The organism is Phenylobacterium sp. (assembly GCF_031984885.1).
In the GTDB taxonomy this organism is placed as follows: domain Bacteria; phylum Pseudomonadota; class Alphaproteobacteria; order Caulobacterales; family Caulobacteraceae; genus Phenylobacterium.
This window is the reverse complement of record NZ_DAMABV010000014.1, coordinates 22,585-43,535: the sequence shown is the minus strand read 5'-3', so window position 1 is coordinate 43,535 and position 20,951 is coordinate 22,585. Positions and strand designations below refer to the sequence as shown.

Below are 20,951 nucleotides of genomic sequence, written 5' to 3'. Positions count from 1 at the left end.
GCAGATCCCCCGCATGTCATCAAGTCAGTTGAGCTTTGGGGGCGGGACCGCGCCTCATTCGTCAGGCGCGGGACGAATGGGTCCCGGACAAGCCCTGCGGGCTTTCCGGGATGACACGGGGAGGAGACCCGCGACAAACGCGCCAAAGGCGCACTCCACCCTTCGCATCGCGCCATCCACCCCCACGGCGCCTTCGTGTCCTTCGTGGTCTTGGTGTTTCAAAATCCGCCGAGCAGCTTGCGCCAAACGCCACCGGAGGAAAAACAGGCGTCATCCCGGTTTGCGCAGCAAGACCGGGATGACACAGGTGCTAGGCGCCCCAGAAGCCGACGATCTTGCGGACCTCGGCCAGGGTCGGAGCGGCGGCTTCGCGGGCCCGCTCGGCGCCGGCGGCCAGGACGCGGTCGATCTCGGCCGGATCGGCCATCAGGCGACGCATCTCCGCGCCGACCGGCCCAAGCTTGGCGACGGCGAGGTCGGCGAGCTTGGGCTTGAAGGCGCCGAAGCCCTGGCCCGCGAACTCGGCCAGGACCTCGGCCGCGGTGCGGCCGTCGAGGGCGGCGTAGATGCCGACCAGGTTCTCGGCCTCCGGACGGGCCTTCAGCTCGTCCAGGGTTTCCGGCAGCGGTTCCGGGTCGGTCTTGGCCTTGCGGACCTTCTGGGCGATGGCGTCGGCGTCGTCGAGCAGGTTGAGCCGCGAGTTGTCGGACGGGTCCGACTTGCTCATCTTCGCCGAACCGTCGCGCAGCGACATGATCCGCGCGCCCGGCCCCTGGGTCATGGCGTCGGGCAGCGGGAAGTAGCCCGGGACCTCGAAGTCGTGGTTGAACTTGGCGGCCACGTCGCGGGTCAGCTCGAGGTGCTGGCGCTGGTCGTCGCCGACCGGCACCTGGGTCGCCTTGTAGAGCAGGATGTCGGCGGCCTGGAGCACCGGGTAGGTGTAGAGGCCGACGCTGGAGCGCTCCTTGTGCTTGCCCGACTTCTCCTTGAACTGGGTCATCCGGTCGAGCCAGCCGAGGCGGGCCACGCAGTTGAAGATCCAGGCCAGCTCGGCGTGCGCAGGCACGGCCGACTGCGGGAAGATGGTCGCCACCTTGGGGTCCAGGCCCGCGGCCAGATAGGCGGCGGTGATCTCGCGCACCTGGTCGGCCAGCAGCTGCGGGTCCTGCCACACGGTGATGGCGTGCAGGTCGGCCACGAAGATGAAGGTTTCCACCTCGTGCTGCAGGCGGGCGAACTTCACCAGGGCGCCGAGATAGTTGCCGAGGTGCAGGGCGCCGGACGGCTGGACGCCGGACAGCACGCGTTGGGGACCGCTGTAGGCGGGGGGGGCTTGGTCAGTCATGGGATCAGGCTTCTGAAAGAAGAGAACAGGCAGGCGCGCAGGATCGCGCCGGGAAGGCGGGGATCAGGCGCTACGCCATCGCCACGAGTTTCGTCCGCAAGCCATGGCCATGCGAATAAGACCTCGCAGCCTGGATCGCAACCCCGTCAGAGGTCGGTGGAGACCGCCGCGTCGCCCGGCCGCCGGCGCAGCGCGGTGCGGATCTCGCGGGGGGTGATGCCGCGGAACGCCAGCAGCAGCAGCCCGTAGACCCCGACGCCGACGGCGGCGACCGACAGCACCGCGATCTCCTTGGCGCCCAGGCCGACGAAGCGGAAGCCGCGCAGCGGCGCCTCCAGCCAGGCGCGCTCATGGGAGGCGAAGGCCAGCAGGGAGCCGAAGGCGGCGCTGGCGGCGACGATCCGGGCGATGCGGCTCCAGGCGGCCTTGCTGGGCGAATAGTCGCCGCGCTTGGCCAGCAGCAGCACCATCTGGAGGACGTTGATCCAGGCCGCGGCGCTGGTGGCCGCGGCGATGCCCTTGACCCCGACCACCTGGAAGAGGGCCAGGCCCAGCACGATGTTCACCGCCACCGAGATCAGCCCGAAGCGCATCGGGGCGCGGGTGTCGGCGCGGGCGAAGAAGGCCGGCTGCAGCACGCGGGCCAGCACGAAGGCCGGCACGCCCCAGCCGTAGTTGAGCAGGATCCAGCCGGTCTGGCGCGCGTCCTCGACCGTGAAGACGCCGCGGGTGAACAGGCCGTCGATCAGGAAGAACGGCATGGCGATCAGGGCGGCGGCGGCGGGGGCCGTCAGCGCCAGCGAGAAGATCACCGCCTGGTCGGTGGCGGCCTGGGCGTCGTCGTGGTCCTTGGCCTGGATGGCGCTGGAGAGCCGCGGCAGCAGGGCGACGCTGACCGCCACCCCGATCAGGCCCAGCGGCAACTGGTAGAGGCGCGCGGCCACCTCGGTCCAGGCGCGGCCGCCCGCCACCTGCGAGGCCAGGATGCCGGAGATGAAGATGTTGATCTGCACCGCGCTGGCGGCGATGGCGCCGGGGATGGCCAGTGCGATCAGGGCTTTGATCTCCGGGGTGAGCTTCGGCCACCGGAACCGGATGTGCGCCCCGGCCTTGCGCGCGCCCCACCAGAGCAGGCCGGCCTGGAACACGCCGGCGATCGGGATGGCGATGGAGGCGGCGTAGGCGGCGAGGATCGGGTCCTTCTGCGGGATGACCGCGGCCAGCATCACCAGGTTGAGGATCGTCGGGAAGACGCCGGTGACGATGAACCGGCGGTGGGCGTTCAGCACGCCCGAGAGCAGCGCCCCGATCGCCATGCACGGCAGGTAGGGCATGCTGATCTGGGTCAGCACGATGGCCAGCTTGAACTTGGCCGGGTCCGAGGCGTAGCCCGGATTGATCACGTACATCAGCCACGGCATGGCCAGTTGCGCGGCCAGGGTCAGGGCGATGGTCGCCGCCGCCAGGGTGGCCAGGGCGTCGGAGGCGATGCGGTCGGCCTGGGCCTGGCCCTCGCCGGTCAGGGTCTTGGTGTAGGCGGGGATGAAGGCCGAGGAGAACGCCCCCTCGGCGAAGATCCGGCGAAACAGGTTCGGGAAGGCCAAGGCCGTGTAGTAGGCGTCGGCGGCGATGGTCGCGCTGGCGCCCAGCCGCGCGGTCAGCACCAGGTCCCGCGCCAGGCCCATGAAGCGGCTGATCAGGGTCAGGCCCGACAGCAGCAGGGACGAACGGATCAATCCGCTCTTGGCGGCGGGAGTGGCAGGAGCGGTCACGGGCGTTTGTGTGCGCTCATGCGCCCGCGCCGGTCAAGCAGCCCCGTCAGCGCGCGACGCTGGCGCGCGCCTTCTGCAGGTTGGCGCGCGATCTGGGGGCGGCGGCCTCGACCTCTTCCAGCGCGGCCATCAGGTGGGACTTCAGGGCGGCCATCCGCTTGGGATCGGTCAGCTTTCCGCCGTCGCGCTCGGTGACATAGAAGGCGTCGACCGCCCGCTCGCCATAGCTGTCGATGTGGGCCGAGAGGATCGACAGGCCGGCGTCGGCGATGTTGCGCGCCAGGGCCACCAGCAGGCCGGGCCGGTCGCGGCCCGAGGCCTCGACCACGGTGGAGGCCTCGGAGGCCTCGTTGTCGAGCATCACGGTCGGGGTGATGGTGAAGGCGGCGGCGCGGCCGAGGTCGGAGGCCCGGCGCGACTCGGCCTTGCCCGGCTCGCCGCGGCCGGCGGCCTCCAGCGCCTCGGCCAGCTTCGCCAGCATCCGCGGGTTTTCGGCCCCGTAGGCCGCGCCCGTGGCGTCCTGCACGAAGAACACGTCCAGCGCCTGGCCCTGGCGCGAGGTGAAGACCCGCGCGCCGACGATGTTGGCGCCGGCGGCGGTCACCGCCGCGGCGAGGTCGACGAACAGCCGCGAGCGGTCGGGGGCCGCGATCACGACCTCGGAGGCGTTGAGGCCGCTGTGGATGTGGCCCTCGGCCGCCGCGCCGGCCTGGGCCGCGCGCCGGGACAGGGCGGCGTGGCCGAGGATCTCGGCGTCGGAGAACGAGGTGAAATAGGCGTCCTCCATCGCCTGCACCCAGTCGGTCGCTGCGGCGTCGGCGGCGATCAGCCGGACGCGGGCGTCATAGGCGGCGTTCTCGTGGTAGCGGCGGATGGCGGCGGCGGCGTCCGAGCCGCGGCCGCCGCGGAACACCGCCTCGGTCGCGCCGTAGAGCTCGCGCATGAGCTGGCCCTTCCAGCCGTTCCAGACGCCCGGCCCGACGGCGCGGATGTCGGCGACGGTCAGCACCAGCAGCAGGCGCAGCCGCTCGGGCGTCTCCACGATGCGGGCGAAGTCGGCGACGGTGCGCGGGTCGGAGACGTCGCGCTTCTGGGCGTAGTCGCTCATCACCAGGTGATGCTCGACCAGCCAGGCGACCATCTCGATGCGCTTGCGGTCCAGGCCCAGCCGCTCGCAGGCCGAGCGCGCGGCGCGGGCGCCGGCCTTCTCCTGGCCCCCTGCCCCGCCCTTGCCGGTGTCGTGCAGCAGCATGGCCAGGAACAGGGCCTCGCGGTCGTCGATCAGCGGCATGACCGCGGTCGACAGCGGATGGTCCTCGGCGAAGCGGCCGTCGGCGATGTCGGCGATCACGCCCACGGCGCGCAGGGTGTGCTCGTCCACGGTGTACGAGTGGTACATGTTGAACTGCATCTGGGCGACGATGCGGCCCCATTCGGGGATGAACCGGCCCAGGACGTCGGCCTCGTTCATCATCGACAGCGTGCGCTGCGGGTCGCGGCCATGGGCGAGGATGTCGAGGAACACCTTGGCCGCGGCCGGGTCACGGCGGACCTTGGAGCCGATCAGGCTGGCGCAGCGGCTGGCGGCGGTGAAGGCGTCGGGATGCAGGTCGAGGTCGCGCTGGTCGGCCAGCCGGAACAGCCGCAGCATGTTGATCGGATCGGCCTCGAAGATCTGCGGCCCGTCGATGTTCAGGCGCCCGCCCTCCTCGTGGAAGCCGGGGTCGAGCTTCTTGCGCTTGGCCTTGCCGTGGCCGGGGATCAGGCGCGACAGGCCCTTGGGCTGCTGCTTGATCTGTTCGGCTTCGAGCTTGGCGGCGAACACCCGCGTCAGGGCCCCGACGTCCTTGGCGATCATGAAGTAGCGGCGCATGAACCGCTCCACCGCCGGGGCGTCGCCGCGGTCGCCATAGCCCATCCGCCGGGCGATCTCCGGCTGCAGGTCGAAGGTCAGGCGCTCCTCGGGCCGGCCGGTGGCGAAGTGCAGGTGGCAGCGCACCGCCCACAGGAAGTCGAACGCCTTGATGAACACCGCCACTTCCTTGCGGTCGAACATGTCGAGCTGGACGAAGCCGTCCACGTGGCTGACCGGGTGCAGGTACTGGGCGATCCAGAACAGGGTGTTGAGGTCGCGCAGGCCGCCCTTGCCCTCCTTGACGTTGGGCTCGACCAGGTAGCGGCTGGCGCCGGCCCGCTCCTGGCGGATGTCGCGCTCCTTGAGCTTGGCGGCGACGAACTGGGCGGCCGTGCCCTTGACCACCTCGGTGCGGAACCGCTGCATCAGCTCCTGGGCCAGGACGGTGTCGCCGCTGAGCTGGCGCGCCTCCAGGATCGAGGTGCGGATCGTGTAGTCCTCGCGCGAGAGCTTGAGGCATTCCTCGATCGTGCGCGAGGCGTGGCCGACTTTGAAGCCCAGGTCCCACAGGGCGTAGAGCATGTACTCGATCACGCTCTCGGTGTGGGCGGTCTGCTTGTAGGGCCGCAGGAACAGCAGATCGAGGTCGGAGAACGGCGCCAGCGTGCCGCGGCCGTAGCCGCCGACCGCCATCAGGGCCAGGCGCTCGCCCTCGGTCGGGTTGCGGGCCCGGAACACGTGGACGGTGGTGAAATCGTAGAGGGCGGTGACCACCTCGTCGGTGACGCCCGACAGCAGGCGCGCGGTCTCGATGCCGCCGGCGCCGTTCTCCAGCCGCTCCTTGGCGATCATCCGGCCGCGGAACAGGGCCTGCTTGAGGATCTCCAGCGCGCGGCGGCGCTGTTCGAGCTCGTCGCCGGCGGCGTCGAGGGCGGCGGCGGAGAGCTGCGCGCGCAGGCGCACCCCGTCGACGACGTATTCCAGGCGGGTGGGTCGAAGGCGAGGCGGCATGGGCGGGATATAATCACTCACGAAGGTTGCGGCATCCTCCCCTCTCGACGGCCCCGCCGCCAGGGCCAAATCGAAAAAGGCGCCGGCGCGGGCCGAAGGCCGGCGGCGCCTGGAAAACCGTCCCGACTCCGGGCCTGGCCGCGCCGGAAGCTTCAGTTTGCAGCCCTTGCCGGCAAAGACTTTCGCCACAGGGCGCGCCGCTTACCCATCCTTAACCACAGCACGCCAGGACTGCGGCTGAGCGCGTGACAGTTTGGAGTGGGTGATGACGGGTAACGGCCTGGACGGACGCCTGGAATTCATGCAGGTGACCCCGCAGACCCGGACGGCGCTGCGCAAGGCGCAGCCGCTGATCTCCGAGAAGCTGCCCGCGGCGCTGGACCACTTCTACGCGCAGGTCCGCGCCACGCCCGAGACCCGGGTCCATTTCCGCGACGACGGCCACATCACCAAGGCCCAGAACGCCCAGCTCCGCCATTGGCAGGGCATCGCCTCGGCCGACTTCACCGCCGACTACGCCAAGTCGGTCCAGACCATCGGGGCGGTGCACGCCAGGATCGGGCTGGAGCCGCGTTGGTACATCGGCGGCTACGCGCTGGTGCTGGAGCAACTGGTGCGCTCGGTGGTGGCCGAGAAGGGCGCCAAGGGCCTGGGCGCCAAGGCCAAGAACGCCGAACTCGCCGACACGCTCTCGGCGCTGATCAAGGGCGCCATGCTCGACATGAGCCTGGTGCTGGACGTCTATTTCGAGGCCGCCGAGGCCGACCGGGCCAAGGCCGAGGCCGAGAAGGCGCGATCGGCCGCCGAGCAGGCGACGGTGGTGCGCAGCCTGGCCGCGGCGCTGTCGGGCCTGGCCCGCGGCGACCTGACCAGCCGCATCGACGCCCATCTGGCCGGGGACTACGCCCAACTGCGCGACGATTTCAACGGCGCGGTCGGCGAACTGCACGGCGCGATCGCCGCGGTGGTCGACTCCGTCTCGGCGGTCACCGCCACGGTCGGCCAACTGAAGAGCTCGGGCGACGACCTGGCCCGCCGCACCGAGAACCAGGCCGCCAGCCTGGAAGAGACCGCCGCCGCGGTCGAGGAGATCACCGTCACCGTGCGCCGCGCCGCAGAGACCGCGCGCCAGACCGCCGGCGCCGTCGCCGACGCGCGCAAGGAGGCCGAGACCAGCGCGCCCGTGGTGGAGGCGGCGATCTCGGCCATGGGCCAGATCGAGGACTCCTCCAAGCAGATCAGCCAGATCATCGGGGTGATCGACGAAATCGCCTTCCAGACCAACCTGCTGGCATTGAACGCCGGGGTCGAGGCCGCTCGCGCGGGCGAGGCCGGCAAGGGCTTTGCGGTGGTCGCTTCCGAGGTCCGCGCGCTCGCCCAGCGCTCGGCCGAGGCCGCCAAGGAGATCAAGGCGCTGATCTCGGCCTCCAGCGAGCAGGTCAGCCAGGGCGTCAACCTGGTCGGCGAGACCGGCGAGGCGCTCGGCCGCATCGTCGGGCGGGTGACCGAGGTCCATGGCCTGGTGGCCGACATCTCCGGCTCGACCCAGGAACAGGCCGTGGGCCTGGGCCAGGTCAACACCGCCGTCAACGAGATGGACCGCGTGACCCAGCAGAACGCCGGCATGGTGCACGAGACCGCCGCCGCCGCCGCCGACCTGGCGCGCGAGGCCCAGACCCTGTCGCAACTGGTCGGCCGCTTCCGGCTGGCGAGCACGGCGGCGCGCGAAGCCGGGCGGCGAGCGGCCTAGATCCGCGCCACCAGCTCGGCCAGCCGATCCTTGCCCGTCCAGACGGCGGCCTTCCAGCCGCGGGCCCGGGCGGCTTCGACATTGGCCGCCTTGTCGTCGATGAAGAACAGGTCTTCGGCTGCAAAGCCGGTGCGCGCCTCGATCGTCGCGTAAAACCCGTCGGCCGGCTTGGCGTGGCCGAGGTCGGCCGCGTAGTGGATCGCGTCAAAATGGTCCTTCAGGCCCATGTCGTTCCAGAGATAGGCGGCGCGCTCGTGCTCCTGGACCGTCGCCAGATGCAGCGCCACGCCCTGCTCTCTGAAAGCCGCGAGCTGGCTGAGCAGGCCATGGTCCAGGTGGCTGTCGTTTTCAAACCAGTAGGCGCAGAGCTGGTCGCAGCTGAGGTGCGGGGCGATCTCCGTCAGCACCGGTCCCAGTCGCTCGCGCAGCGCCGCGCGGCCATGGACGATGTCGTGGAAGTTCGGCTCGAAGAATTGAGTTTGCAGGTCCTCGATCTTGAGGCCGAGATCGCGCTCCAGGTTAGCCGACCAGCCCTTCGGATCCGGATGGACAACGACGACGCCGTCCACATCGACCATCAGCGCCTTCATCCCATCAGCTCCTTGAGGCGGTAGAGCGCGGCCATCGCCTCGCGTGGGCTCATGCCGTCGAGGTCCAGGGTCTTGAGCTGCGCCTCGACCTCGCTGGGCCCGAAGGCGGGGGTTTCCGGCTCGGCCACGTGGGCGGCGAATAGCGGCAGGTCCTCCAGGTGCGCGGGCGCGCCGGCCTCGCGCTCCAGCCGGTCCAGCACCTCGCGGGCGCGGACCACCACCGCCGGCGGCACGCCCGCCAGCTTGGCGACCTGGACGCCGTAGGAGCGGTCGGCCGGGCCGGGGCCGGCCTCGTGCAGGAAGATCAGGTCGCCGTTCCACTCCTTGGCCTTCAGCGACAGGTTGGAGACGTGGGCCAGGCGATCCTCGAGCACCGCCAGCTCGTGATAGTGGGTCGCGAACAGGCCCCGGCAGCGGTTGGTCTCGTGCAGGGCCTCGGCGCAGGCCCAGGCGATGGCCAGGCCGTCATAGGTGGCGGTGCCGCGGCCGATCTCGTCGAGGATGACCAGCGAGCGCGGCGTCGCCTGGGTCAGGATCGCGGCGGTCTCGACCATTTCGGCCATGAAGGTCGAGCGGCCGCGGGCCAGGTCGTCCCCGGCCCCCACGCGGCTGAACAGCCGGTCGACCACGCCGATGCGCAGCGCCCGCGCGGGCACGTAGCAGCCGGCCTGGGCCAGCACGGCCAGCAAGGCGTTCTGGCGCAGGAAGGTCGACTTACCGGCCATGTTCGGGCCGGTGACGATCGAGAGCCGCGCCCCGGCGACGCCGGCGCCGTCCAGGCGGCAGTCGTTGGGCGTGAACGGATCGCCGGCCCGCTTGACCGCGGCCTCGACCACCGGATGGCGGGCGGCCTCGGCCTCGAAGGCGGTGGAGCGGTCGACCACTGGGCGCGCGGCGCCGACGTCGTCGGCCCATTCGGCCAGGCCCGCGGCGACGTCGAGCCGGGCCGCGCCCTCGGCTGCGGCCTGGATGGCCGGGGCGATGCGGATGGCCGCCTCGCGCCAGGCCTCGAAGGTGGCGACCTCCATGGCCAGGGCGCGTTCGGCCGCCTGGGCGATGCGGGCGTCCAGCTCGGCCAGCTCGACGGTGGTGAAGCGGACCTGGTTGGCCAGGGTCTGGCGGTGGATGAAGGTCGCGTTGAGCGGCGGGCCCATCAGCGGCTCGGCCGCCTTGGCTGTGGTCTCGACGAAATAGCCGAGCACGGCGTTGTGGCGGATCTTCAGGGCGACGCCGTTCTCCGCCGCCAGCCGCGCCTCGAGCTGCAGGATCACCTTGCGGCTGTCGTCGCGCAGGGCGCGGGCCTGGTCCAGTTCGACGCGGACGCCGGGCGCGACGAAGCCGCCGTCGCGGGCCTGGGCCGGGAGGTCATCGCCCAGGCCCTCGGCCAGCAGGCGGCGGAACTCGGCCAGCTCGGGATCGGCGGTGGGATGCAGGGCCGCCAGGGCGCCGGCGATCTCGGCCGGGGCCGGGTCCAGCGGCTCGGGCGTTCCGAACAGGGCGAAGATCGCCTCGCCGCCGGCCAGGCCGTCCTTCAGGCAGCCGAGGTCGCGCGGGCCGCCACGGCCCAGGGCCAGGCGCGAGAGGGCGCGGGCCATGTCGCCCATGCCGCGCAACTGTTCGCGCAGCCTGGCGCGCAGCGGGCGACGCTCGCAGAACCACTCGATGGCGTCGAGGCGCGCGTCGATGGCGGCGGGATCCAGCAGCGGCCGGGCCAGGCGCGAGGCCAGCAGGCGCGCGCCGGGCGCGGTGATGGTGCGGTCGATGGCCCCCAGCAGCGAGCCGTCGCGCGAGCCCGAGGTCGACTTCTCGATCTCCAGGCTGGTGCGGGTGGCCGGGTCGATGGCCATGACGTCGGCCTCGCCCGCCCGGCGCGGCGCGGTCAGGGCCGGCAGGCGGCCGGCCTGGGTGGTCTCCAGGTGGGCGGCGATCAGGCCGAGGGCGGAGACCTCCGCGCCGGTCAGCTCGCCGAAGCCATCGAGGGTCTCGACGCCGTAGAGCCGCTTCAGCCGCGCCTCGGAGGCCGAGGGCTCGGAGAGGGCCGAGGGCATCGGCTGGATCAGCCCGCCGGCCGACTTGAAGGTCGCGGTCAGGGTCTCGTCGGCGAACAGCCGGTCGGGGACCAGGGTCTCGGAGGGGCCGAGCGCGGCCAGGGCCGAGGCCAGGCTGTCGCGCGACAGGGCCATGCACTCGACCTCGCCGGTGGAAAGCTCGACGCTGGCGACGGCGGCGGCCCCGCCGCGCACCGCCACGGCGGCCAGGCGATTGGCGCCGCGGGCGTCCAGCAGGCCGTCCTCGGTCAGGGTGCCGGGCGTGACCACGCGCACCACGTCGCGGCGGACCACCGACTTGGAACCGCGCTTCTTGGCCTCGGCCGGGTCCTCCATCTGCTCGCAGAGCGCGACCTTGAAGCCGGCGCGGACCAGCTTGGCCAGATAGGCCTCGGCCGCATGCACCGGCACGCCGCACATCGGGATCGGGGCGCCGCCATGATTGCCGCGCGCGGTCAGGGTGATGCTCAGCGCCGCGGCGGCCTTCTCGGCGTCCTCGAAGAACAGCTCGTAGAAGTCGCCCATGCGGAAGAACACCAGCGCGTCGGGCTGGCGGGACTTGGCCTCGAAGAACTGGGCCATGACCGGGGTGGCGCCGGTCGGATCGGGAATGGCGGAGGTCGGAGCGTTCATGGGTTCGCGGAAGCTAGAGCCCTTTAGCCCTGGGTGGAATCACCCAAGGCGTTCAAAAGGGCTCTTATCCAGAAATTTGAGCGCGACGGCCGCCCTGACAGGCGCGTGAACGCCCTTGAACAACGGCCTGCGACTTCCAAGCTGTGGCTAAGTCAGGAGCGCGCCGTGCAGCACGTGATCTTCCCCGCCGGGCCCGACGACGCCGAGGATCTCGCGCGCGTGCACATCACCTCGTGGCGGGAGACCTATCAGGGCCTGCTGCCGGACTCTTACCTCGCCCGCATGTCGATACCGGTGCACGCCCGCCGCTTCCGCGCCGGGCTGATGGCGCCGGGCGAGCACGAGGCGACCCTGGCGGCGGCCGACCGCAGCCGCCTGATCGGCTACGCGGCCGGCGGGCCTTCGCGCTCGCGGCGTCCCGGCGAGGCCGAGGTGACCACACTCTACGTGCTGAAGGCGGCCCAGGGGCGCGGGATCGGCCGCGAGCTTCTGACCAGCATCGCCCGGGTGTTCGCCGCCAACGGCGCTGCGTCCCTGATGCTCTCGGTGCTGCGCGACAACATCCCGGCCCGGCAGTTCTACGAGCATCTGGGCGGCCAGGCCGAGGCGCCGCGGCGCGAACCTGGCCCCGGCGGCGTCACCTATGAGGTCAGCTACCGCTGGCCGGACATCCGCAGCCTGACGGGCGGCTAGGCCGAAGTCATCGCCGCGACGATCGCGCGGGCCATGCCGCGGACGATCTGCTGGGCCTGGGCCACGGAAAGGTTCTGGTCCTCGCGCAGGCGCCGCCAGACCTCGAAGCTGAGGGTCAGGTCCAGCGCCTCGATCACCTCGCCGGACGCGGGGATCACGCCGTCCAGGTGGTGCTGGAGCAGTTCGCGCTGGCGACGGACGAAGGCCTGGTGGCCGGCGGCGAGGCTGGGCGAGCGGGCGCGGTTGGCGTCCGCGAAGGCCTTGGGCCGGGCGAGCTGTTCGAACACCACCGCGCGGCGGGCCACCAGTTGGTCGAGGCGCTCGACCAGCGACCCATGGACCGGCTCGGCGTAGATGGGCGCCAGCCTCTCGTCCATCGTCTCCTGCAAGCCGCGGTGAAGGCCCTCGACGTCGTTGAACAGCCGGAAGACCGTTCGCACCCCGACGCCGGCGCGGGTCGCCACCGCCTCGGCCGAGGGCTGGATCTCGCCGGCCTGGATCAGGTCCGCCATCGCCGCCAGAATCCGGGCGCGGCTGGCCACGGCGCGTTCGCGGCGGCCGTCGCGTTTCTCTGCGGCTTCGATCATGGCGCTCATGGGCCGTTGATAGGCTGGGGAAGGTGCGCGCGCGACAGCCTTAGCCGCCGGTCACGTCTTCCCAGAACTGCTTGGCCTTGCCGAGGAAGTTGGCCGATTTCGGATGCTGCTGCTCGCCGCAGGCTTCGGAGAACTCGCGCATCAGCTCCTTCTGGCGGGCGGTCAGCTTGGTCGGCGTCTCGACGAACAGCTCGACCACCAGGTCGCCGCGATCGCGCGAGCGCAGGGACGGCATGCCCTTGCCCTTCAGCCGCACGGTGCGGCCGGTCTGGGAGCCCTCGGGCACCTTGACCTCGATCCGGCAGGCGCCGTCGCAGTTGTCGCCGCCCAGCAGGCAGGGCGCCTCGATCTCGCCGCCGAGCGCCGCCACCGCCATCGGCACCGGCACGGTGCAGAGCAGGTCCAGGCCGTCGCGGTCGAACAGGTCGTGCGGGCGCACGGACAGGAAGATGTAGAGGTCGCCGCGCGGGCCGCCGCGAGCCCCGGCGTCGCCCTCGCCGGCCAGGCGGATACGGGCGCCGTCGTCGACGCCGGCCGGGATGCGGACCTGCAAGGTGCGCTGCTTGCGCACCTGGCCATGGCCGTTGCAGTCCTCGCAGGGGTCCAGCACCAGCCGGCCGGAGCCGCCGCAGCGCGGGCAGGCCCGCTCGATCGAGAAGAAGCCCTGGCTGGCGCGCACGCGGCCCGCGCCGCCGCAGCCGCCGCAGACCGTCGGGCTGGTGCCCGGCCGCGCGCCCGAGCCGTCGCAGGTCTCGCAGTTGATCGAGGCCGGCACGGTGATCTCGACCTCGGAACCGGCATAGGCCTGCTCGAGGGTGATCTCCAGGTCGTAGCGCAGGTCCTGGCCGCGGGCCGGGCCGCTGCGCTGGCGGCCGCGGCCGCCGAACATGTCGCCGAAGACGTCGCCGAACACCTCGTTGAAGATGTCGTTCACGTCGTGGAACTGGCCGCCCCCGCCGCCGCCCGCCGCGCCGTTCACGCCGGCATGGCCGAAGCGGTCGTAGGCCGCGCGCTTCTGAGGATCGGAGAGGACCGAATAGGCCTCGTTGATTTCCTTGAACCGGCCGGAGGCTTCCTCACACCCGCCGTTGCGGTCGGGGTGGTGCTCCATCGCGAGCTTACGGAATGAGGCCTTGAGCGCGGCTTCGTCCGCGCCCCGGTCCACGCCGAGGATATCGTAATAATCCCGCATGCTGTGTCAGGCGTTCAAATTGATCTGTGAAATGAGGTGGGATGATCTCCGTCCGACTGCAAGGCTTATTCCAGACCTTAATCGCACGGAGATTTCCAGGATGACAGTCAGCCCGTCGGCGGCCTTCTCGCAGAGGCTGCGGAAGGCCGCCATGGGGCGTGACGTCACGCCGACTTCTTCTCGTCGTCGCCGTCGACTTCTTCGAATTCGGCGTCGACGACATCGTCATCCGCCGCCGCGCCCTCAGGCTGTTCTTCCGAACCGCCCTGCTGGGCCGCATACATCGCCTCGCCCAGCTTCATCGAAGCCTGGATGAGGGTCTGGGTCTTGGCCGCGATGGCCTCGGCGTCCTCGCCTTCCAGCTCGGTCTTCAGGTCGGCCAGCGCCGTCTCGATGGCTTCCTTGTCGGAGCCCGAGACCTTGTCGCCATGCTCGGCCAGGGCCTTCTCGGTGGAGTGCACCACCGCCTCGGCCTGGTTCTTGGCCTCGACCGCGGCCTTGCGCTTCTCGTCCTCGGCCTTGTTGGCCTCGGCTTCCTTGACCATCTTCTCGATGTCCGCGTCCGACAGGCCGCCATTGGCCTGGATGCGGATCGACTGCTCCTTGGCCGTCGCCTTGTCGCGCGCCGACACGTTGACGATGCCGTTGGCGTCGATGTCGAAGGTGACCTCGACCTGCGGCACGCCGCGCGGGGCCGGCGGGATGCCGACCAGGTCGAACTGACCCAGCATCTTGTTGTCGTGCGCCATCGGGCGTTCGCCCTGGAACACGCGGATGGTCACCGCCGACTGGTTGTCGTCAGCGGTCGAGAAGGTCTGCGAGCGCTTGGTCGGGATGGTGGTGTTGCGCTCGATCAGCGGGGTGAACACGCCGCCCAGGGTCTCGATGCCCAGGGTCAGCGGGGTGACGTCCAGCAGCAGCACGTCCTTGACGTCGCCCTGCAGCACGCCGGCCTGCACCGCCGCGCCCAGCGCCACGACTTCGTCCGGGTTCACGCCCTTGTGGGGCTCGCGGCCGAAGAACTCCTTCACGGTCTCGACGACCTTGGGCATGCGGGTCATGCCGCCGACCAGGATCACCTCGTCGATGTCGGTCTTCTTCAGGCCGGCGTCCTTCAGCGCCTGCTCGCAGGGGCCGACGGTGCGGGCGACCAGGTCTTCGACCAGGGCTTCCAGCTTGGCGCGCGAGAGCTTGATGTTCAGGTGCAGCGGGCCCGAGGCGTTCATCGAGATGAAGGGCAGGTTGACCTCGTACTGGGCCGTCGAGGACAGTTCCTTCTTCGCCTTCTCGCCTTCTTCCTTCAGGCGCTGCAGGGCCAGCTTGTCGTTCCGCAGATCGACGCCGGTCTCCTTCTTGAACTCGTCGGCCAGGTACTCGACGACGCGCATGTCGAAGTCTTCACCGCCGAGGAAGGTGTCGCCGTTGGTGGCCTTCACCTCGAACACGCCGTCGCCGATCTCCAGGATCGAGACGTCGAAGGTGCCGCCGCCGAGGTCGTAGACAGCGATCTTCTTGCCGTCGTTCTTCTCCAGGCCGTAGGCCAGCGCCGCCGCGGTGGGCTCGTTGATGATGCGCAGGACTTCCAGGCCGGCGATCTTGCCGGCGTCCTTGGTCGCCTGACGCTGGGCGTCGTTGAAGTAGGCCGGGACGGTGATGACCGCCTTCTCGACCTTCTCGCCGAGGTGCTGCTCGGCGGCTTCCTTCATCTTCTGCAGGATGAAGGCGGAGATCTGCTGGGGCGAATAGTCCTTGCCGTGGGCCTTCACCCAGGCATCGCCGTTCGGGCCCTTGACGATCTCGTAGGGCACCATGCCCTTGTCCTTCTCCACCAGCGGATCGTTGTATTGACGACCGATCAAACGCTTGATGGCGAACAGGGTGTTGGCGGGGTTGGTCACGGCCTGGCGCTTGGCCGGCTGGCCGACGAGGCGTTCGCCGTCGTCGAGGATGGCGACGACCGACGGGGTGGTCCGTACGCCTTCGGCGTTCTCAATCACCTTCGGCGATTTGCCGTCCATGATGGCCACGCACGAATTGGTCGTGCCCAGGTCGATGCCGATGATCTTGCTCATATCGAGTCTTGCTCGCTCCTGAATGGCGGACGCCGGTCTTAGGGCCTTCGAATGAAGCGCCCCTTTTCTTCTCGGTGTCCCCGGTTCGAATAAGGGCTCGGCCGGTTAACCCATGGGGCAACCAGCGTCGAGTCGCGATATGGGATGACGCGCCACCGCCGCAAGTGCGGAATGACCCTATATCTCGCGGGGTCTTCCCCCAAGGGGCTCGGGCCAAGCCTCTAAAATCCTTGCATAAGCTTGGCTGTCATAGGGCGCCGCGCCGCCGCCGCCGGCCAGGTAGGCGTGCTGAACCACCATCGCCTGCTGTTCGATGTTGAGTCGAGAAAATGGCCGGCCGTCCGCCAAATCATACGCATAGGCCGCCAGGCCGTCCCCGGCCCGAAGCTTGGCGAAGGGCAGGAAGACCCCTTGCTGGGCCTGCCAGACATGCACCAGTTCGTGCACCAGCACCGAGCGCAACCACAGCGGCGCGGTCGAAAAATCGGCCAGGGCCGAGGCCGCCGGCCACACCACCAGCCCGCCGGTCGGGACGAAAGGTCGCGGCCAGGCCGGCAGGCTGAAGATCCGCACCCGCGCGGCGTCCAGGCCTGCGCCGAACACCTGCGCGCACAGGCGATGCTCGCCGGGTGAGAGCCGGCGCCATCGGCACGGCGGCATGCGCAGGTCGCTGGCGGAAGAACGGGCCATAGCGCCTATATGAGAGCCGATGAGGCTTTCGACGACCACAGGATTTCGCCTGCTGCCCGGCCGGCTGTCGCCGCTGGAGCAGGCCACGCTGCTGGACGAGGTGACGGCGCGCATGGCCGAGGCGCCGCTGGTCCATCAGGTGACGCCGGGCGGCAAGGCGATGAGCGTGGGCATGACAAGCTGCGGCGACCTCGGCTGGACCACCGACGAAAAGGGCTATCGATACGAGCCGCGGCACCCGACGACCGGCAGGTTCTGGCCGTCCATTCCCACAATCCTGACCGAGCTCTGGCGCGAGCTCGCCGATCCCGACGTTCCGCCCGACGCCTGCCTGATCAACTTTTATAACGCCCAGGCCAAGATGGGCCTGCACCAGGACAAGGACGAGGCCGACCTGCGGTTTCCGGTGCTGTCGGTGTCGCTGGGCGACACGGCGGTGTTCCGCCTGGGGGGCCCAAGGCGCGGCGACCCGACGGCGTCGATGCGGCTGAGCTCGGGCGACGTCTGCCTGCTGGCCGGCGAGGCGCGGCTCTATCATCACGGCGTCGACCGCATCCTGCCCGGCTCCTCGCGGCTGATCCCCGGCGGCGGCCGGATCAACCTGACGCTGCGGCGCGCGGCGCCGGCTCAGTAGGGCGGCTGTTCCGGCGGCGGCGTCAGGCCGTCGATCAGGTCGCCGACGTGGTCTTCGTCGGCGGACGGCAGCGCCGGCGCCTTCGGGGGCGGCGCGATCTTGAGCGGTTCGGGGGCCTTCTCGACCGGAAGCAGCGCCTCGGCCTTCTCCTCGGGCTTTTCCTCTTCCTTCTTCGGCTCGGGCGCCAGTTCGGAAGGGGTCAGGACCAGATCGTCCAGCGGCTGGGCGTCGCTGGCCTGCAGCGGCGCCCCGCCCGCCCCGGTCTCGCCGGGCAGGCGCGCGCGCTCGGGCGCGCCCCGGACTCCGAGGATGAACCCGCCCACGGCGCAAAGGCCAAGGATGATGGCGACGACCCGCAGGACGCCTCGAGGCATGCTCCACATGGCGCGAACCTAGATGGGGTTGGCGCAAACGGAAACGGGGATTTTCGGCGCCGCCCGCCGCCCAAGGCCGGGCTTGGTAAACGCCTCTTAACCCTCGCCGGGGCAAACAGGAGGTCTCTGAAATCGGGGGTCTACGATGGCGCGTGCGGCGCGGAAAACGGGTTTTGAGCTGGGATTGTACATTGCGGGCCTGGCCTGGACCCATCCGGCGACGGCGCGCCTGCGGGGCGGGATCGTGGCGGCGGCGGGGATCGCCCTGGCCATCGCCCTGGCCACCTACAACGCCGCCGACCCCAGCCTGAACGCCGCCTCGGCCCTGGCCCCGACCAATGCGCTGGGCGCGCCCGGCGCCACCGCCGCCGACGCCGGCGTCCAGTCGCTGGGCCTGGCCGCGGCCGTGGGCGCCCTGCTGATGGTGGTGTTCGGCCTGGGCCGGGCGACGACGCCGCAGCCCGACCTGACCCGCCGCAAGGTCCGCCTGCGAGCGCTGATCGGCCTGCTGGGGGTGCTGGCCCTGGCCGGCCTGCTGTCGGCGCCGCCGGCGCCGGCCGCCTGGCCGCTGGCCAAGGGGCTGGGCGGCTTCTGGGGCGACGGGCTGCTGCACGCCATCGCCGGGGTCTTCGCCTACGCCCACATTCCGGGCGCGGTGTTCATCGCCTCGCTGCTGCTGCTGGCGGCGGCGGCCCTTGGCCTGGGCTTTGCGATCGGCGTGCGCCGGTCCGAGCTGACCGCCAGCATCGAGTGGGTCCGCGCCGCCTTGCAAAAGCCCCCCGCCCCCGCGCCGGAACCGGCCAGGCCGGCCCGCGCCGCGGCCGCCCGCCGCGCCAAGGCCGCCGAACCCGCGCCGCAACGCCCCGCCCCCCTGCCGGCGGCCGAGCCCCTTGCCGGGCCGGCGCCGGACGAGCGCGAGAGCCCGTCCAATTCCGTGGCGATCAAGCAGCCGAAGCCGGCGCCCAAGGAGTCCGGCCGCGAACAGCGCGAGGCGCAGGGCGCGTTCGAGTTCGTGAAGACCGACGGCTTCGCCCTGCCCGAGCTGGCCATGCTGGCCAAGCCCAAGCCGCGAGCCTCGATGTTCGACGAAGGCGCCCTGCGCCAGAACGCCCAGCTCCTGGAAAGCGTGCTGGCCGAGTTCGGCGTGCGCGGGACCATCGACCAGATCCGCCCGGGCCCAGTGGTCACGCTCTACGAACTCGTCCCAGCCGCCGGGGTGAAGTCGGCCCGGGTCGTGGCCCTCTCCGACGACATCGCCCGCTCGATGTCGGTCGCCGCCTGCCGCGTCAGCGTCGTGCCCGGCCGCAACGCCATCGGCATCGAGCTGCCCAACGCCCGCCGCGAGACCGTCTATCTGCGCGACCTGCTGGCCAGTTCGGAATACGAACGCTCGACCCAGGCCCTGCCGATGGCGCTGGGCGAGAACATCGGCGGCGAGCCCTATATCGCCGACCTCTCGAAGATGCCCCACCTGCTGATCGCCGGCACCACCGGCTCGGGCAAGTCGGTCGGCGTCAACGCCATGATCCTGTCGATCCTGTACCGGCTGCCGCCGGACCAGTGCCGGTTCATCATGATCGACCCGAAGATGCTGGAACTGAGCGTCTATGACGGCATCCCGCACCTGCTGGCGCCCGTCGTCACCGACCCGAAGAAGGCCATCGTCGCGCTGAAGTGGACCGTGCGCGAGATGGAGGACCGCTACCGGCTGATGTCGAAGATCGGGGTGCGCAACGTCGCCTCGTACAACGAGCGCGCCAAGGAGGCCGCGGCCAAGGGCGAGCACTTCGAGCGCACCGTGCAGACCGGCTTCGACGACTCCGGCCGGCCGATCTACGAGAGCGAGCGCATCGACCCCAAGCCGATGCCGTACCTGGTGGTGGTCATCGACGAGGTCGCCGACCTGATGCTGGTCGCCGGCAAGGACGTGGAAGGCGCGGTGCAGCGCCTGGCCCAGATGGCCCGCGCCGCCGGCATCCATCTGGTGATGGCCACCCAGCGGCCGTCGGTCGACGTCATCACCGGCACCATCAAGGCCAACTTCCCGACCCGGATCTCCTTCCAGGTCACCTCGAAGATCGACAGCCGCACCATCCTGGGCGAACAGGGCGGCGAGCAGCTTCTGGGCCAGGGCGACATGCTCTACATGGCCGGCGGCGGCCGCATCACCCGCCTGCACGGGCCGTTCGTCTCCGACGAAGAGGTCGAGGCGGTGGCCAAGTTCCTGCGCGCGCAGGGCGAGCCGCAATACCTCGAGGACGTCACCGCCGGCGGCGACGAGGACGGCGAGGACGGCGAGATGTTCGGCGACGAGGGCGGCGGCTCGGGCGACGACCTCTACGACCGCGCCGTGGCCGTGGTCACCCGCGACCGCAAGGCCTCGACCAGCTACGTCCAGCGCCGCCTGCAGATCGGCTACAACCGCGCCGCCTCGTTGATCGAGCGGATGGAGAACGAGGGCGTGGTCAGCCCCGCCAACCACGCCGGCAAGCGCGAGGTGCTGGTGGGGGCCGCGCCGTAGGTTCGCCCTCCCCACGAGGGGGAGGGAAAGACGTCTTTCACCCCAGCGCCTGCGCCACCGCGGCGCCGAGTTCGGTGGGGAACATCCCGCTCATGCCTTCGATGGCGGTGTTGGTGAGCGCCACGATCGTCGTCTCGCGGTCGGGGACGATCTGCCAGGAGTGGCCGTAGACCCCGCCCCACAGCACCGTGCCCTGGCGCAGGGGCGAGCCGGCCGCGACCGGATCCTTCAGCACCGCGCCGGCATAGCCGAAACCCCAGCCAGGGCCGTGGGTGGTGACGACCAGGTCGCCGATCTGGTTGCTGAGCATCGCGGCGGCCGAGCCGGCCGACAGGATCGGGCCGCCGCCGGTCCGCACCGCCTCCAGCAGCTTCAGGACGTCGGAGGCCGTGCCGACCATCCCGGCCCCGCCGGACGGGAACGAGGCCGGGCGCGTGGCGCGGGCCGGGGAATAGCGGATGCCGGAGAGCTCGAAGAACGGCGAGACGTCCGGCTCCTGCATCGGGCGCGGGGGCTGGCCGTCGATATAGGGCGTGGCCAGCAGGCCGGCGTCCTCGACGTAGAAGCCGCTGGCGCCCATGCCGAGCGGCGCCAGCACCAGCTCCTCGACCAACTGCGGCAGCAGCTTGCCGGCCGCCTGCTCCATGGCCGCGCCCAGCACGTCGAGGCTGACCGAATAGTTCCAGGCCGCGCCCGGCGGGAAGAACAGCTCCAGCGCCGCCAGGCGCGAGAGGTTGTCGGCCATCGAGCGGTCGGGCAGGTCGAGGCCGTCGGAGACGCCGGCCTTGAGGTAGGGGCCGTCATCGGGCTGCAGGAAGCCGTAGCTGAGGCCGCTGGTGTGGGTGAGGAGCTGGGCGATGGCGATCTCGGCGTCCGCGCCGCCCGGCGCCCTGGGCCGGAAATCGGGAAGCCAGCGGCTGACCGGCGCATCGAGCGCCAACTGGCCGCGCTCGACCATGGCCAGGGCCGCGGCGGCGACGATCGGCTTGGTCACCGAGGCCAGGCGGAAGACCGTGTCCAGGGCCATGGCCTGATTGCGTTCGCGGTCGGCGAGGCCGGCGGCGCGGGCGTAGGCCAGCTCGCCGCCGCGCGAGATCAGCACGACCGTCCCGACGATCCGCTGCTCGGCGAGCGCGCGGTCGATGACGTCGTCGATGCGGGTGTCGGTCATGGCG

The 20,951-nt window shown here is 70.8% G+C and carries 15 protein-coding genes; 4 read left to right on the top strand and 11 right to left on the bottom strand.

Annotation, left to right across the window (positions count from 1 at the left end; translation table 11 throughout):
- Positions 1 to 310 precede the first annotated feature (310 nt).
- From trpS to RTL41_RS17225, 3 genes are all read right to left on the bottom strand, one after another.
- Positions 311 to 1,345, bottom strand: a complete 1,035-nt coding sequence (gene trpS, locus RTL41_RS17235) for a tryptophan--tRNA ligase (protein WP_312166312.1) — start codon at positions 1,343 to 1,345, stop codon at positions 311 to 313.
- A 146-nt stretch (positions 1,346 to 1,491) separates the two neighbouring features.
- Entirely contained in the window at positions 1,492 to 3,081 is a 1,590-nt protein-coding gene (murJ, locus tag RTL41_RS17230) for a murein biosynthesis integral membrane protein MurJ (protein ID WP_312166311.1), read from the bottom strand.
- 82 nt (positions 3,082 to 3,163) lie between these two features.
- The gene (locus RTL41_RS17225; RefSeq protein ID WP_312166356.1) at positions 3,164 to 5,983 is read right to left on the bottom strand and encodes a [protein-PII] uridylyltransferase; all 2,820 of its coding nucleotides are present in this window, start codon (positions 5,981 to 5,983) and stop codon (positions 3,164 to 3,166) included.
- A 265-nt stretch (positions 5,984 to 6,248) separates the two neighbouring features.
- Here RTL41_RS17225 and RTL41_RS17220 point away from each other — a divergent pair, with 265 nt between their 5' ends.
- Positions 6,249 to 7,733: a methyl-accepting chemotaxis protein gene (locus RTL41_RS17220; protein ID WP_312166310.1), complete on the top strand. Its 1,485-nt coding sequence runs from the start codon at positions 6,249 to 6,251 to the stop codon at positions 7,731 to 7,733.
- Here the strand turns inward: RTL41_RS17220 and RTL41_RS17215 are convergent.
- Positions 7,730 to 8,323, bottom strand: coding sequence for an HAD-IA family hydrolase (locus RTL41_RS17215; RefSeq protein ID WP_312166309.1), 594 nt, complete (start codon positions 8,321 to 8,323; stop codon positions 7,730 to 7,732). The genes RTL41_RS17220 and RTL41_RS17215 overlap by 4 nt on opposite strands.
- Positions 8,320 to 11,004 carry a DNA mismatch repair protein MutS gene (gene mutS / locus RTL41_RS17210; protein ID WP_312166308.1) on the bottom strand — a complete coding sequence of 895 codons (2,685 nt, stop codon included), beginning with the start codon at positions 11,002 to 11,004 and terminating at the stop codon, positions 8,320 to 8,322. The genes RTL41_RS17215 and mutS overlap by 4 nt, the downstream gene beginning before the upstream one ends.
- 165 nt (positions 11,005 to 11,169) lie before the next feature.
- On the opposite strand from mutS, the gene RTL41_RS17205 reads away from it, so the two are divergent.
- Entirely contained in the window at positions 11,170 to 11,697 is a 528-nt protein-coding gene (locus tag RTL41_RS17205; RefSeq protein ID WP_312166307.1) for a GNAT family N-acetyltransferase, read from the top strand.
- Here RTL41_RS17205 and RTL41_RS17200 read toward each other — a convergent pair.
- The 4 genes from RTL41_RS17200 to RTL41_RS17185 all read right to left on the bottom strand — a co-directional run bounded on the left by RTL41_RS17200 (position 11,694) and on the right by RTL41_RS17185 (position 16,286).
- A complete protein-coding gene (locus RTL41_RS17200) occupies positions 11,694 to 12,284 on the bottom strand; it encodes a TetR/AcrR family transcriptional regulator (protein ID WP_312166306.1) in 591 nt (196 codons plus the stop codon). The genes RTL41_RS17205 and RTL41_RS17200 overlap by 4 nt on opposite strands.
- A gap of 49 nt (positions 12,285 to 12,333) precedes the next feature.
- Complete coding sequence (dnaJ, locus tag RTL41_RS17195; protein WP_312166305.1) at positions 12,334 to 13,485, bottom strand: molecular chaperone DnaJ; 1,152 nt, start codon at positions 13,483 to 13,485, stop codon at positions 12,334 to 12,336.
- 164 nt (positions 13,486 to 13,649) lie between these two features.
- Positions 13,650 to 15,557: a molecular chaperone DnaK gene (gene dnaK, locus RTL41_RS17190; protein WP_312166304.1), complete on the bottom strand. Its 1,908-nt coding sequence runs from the start codon at positions 15,555 to 15,557 to the stop codon at positions 13,650 to 13,652.
- Positions 15,558 to 15,734: 177 nt separating this feature from the next.
- Complete coding sequence (locus RTL41_RS17185) at positions 15,735 to 16,286, bottom strand: hypothetical protein (protein WP_312166303.1); 552 nt, start codon at positions 16,284 to 16,286, stop codon at positions 15,735 to 15,737.
- On the opposite strand from RTL41_RS17185, the gene RTL41_RS17180 reads away from it, so the two are divergent.
- Positions 16,267 to 16,881 (top strand): alpha-ketoglutarate-dependent dioxygenase AlkB, encoded by a 615-nt coding sequence (locus tag RTL41_RS17180; protein WP_312166302.1) that lies wholly within the window; start codon positions 16,267 to 16,269, stop codon positions 16,879 to 16,881. The genes RTL41_RS17185 and RTL41_RS17180 overlap by 20 nt on opposite strands.
- Here RTL41_RS17180 and RTL41_RS17175 read toward each other — a convergent pair.
- On the bottom strand, positions 16,875 to 17,255 hold the full coding sequence (locus tag RTL41_RS17175) for a hypothetical protein (protein WP_312166301.1): 381 nt from the start codon (positions 17,253 to 17,255) through the stop codon (positions 16,875 to 16,877). The genes RTL41_RS17180 and RTL41_RS17175 overlap by 7 nt on opposite strands.
- Before the next feature lie 145 nt (positions 17,256 to 17,400).
- Here RTL41_RS17175 and RTL41_RS17170 point away from each other — a divergent pair, with 145 nt between their 5' ends.
- Complete coding sequence (locus RTL41_RS17170; protein ID WP_312166300.1) at positions 17,401 to 19,776, top strand: DNA translocase FtsK 4TM domain-containing protein; 2,376 nt, start codon at positions 17,401 to 17,403, stop codon at positions 19,774 to 19,776.
- A gap of 37 nt (positions 19,777 to 19,813) precedes the next feature.
- Here the strand turns inward: RTL41_RS17170 and RTL41_RS17165 are convergent, their stop codons facing one another.
- Positions 19,814 to 20,947 (bottom strand): serine hydrolase domain-containing protein, encoded by a 1,134-nt coding sequence (locus RTL41_RS17165; protein WP_312166299.1) that lies wholly within the window; start codon positions 20,945 to 20,947, stop codon positions 19,814 to 19,816.
- Positions 20,948 to 20,951: the final 4 nt, after the last annotated feature.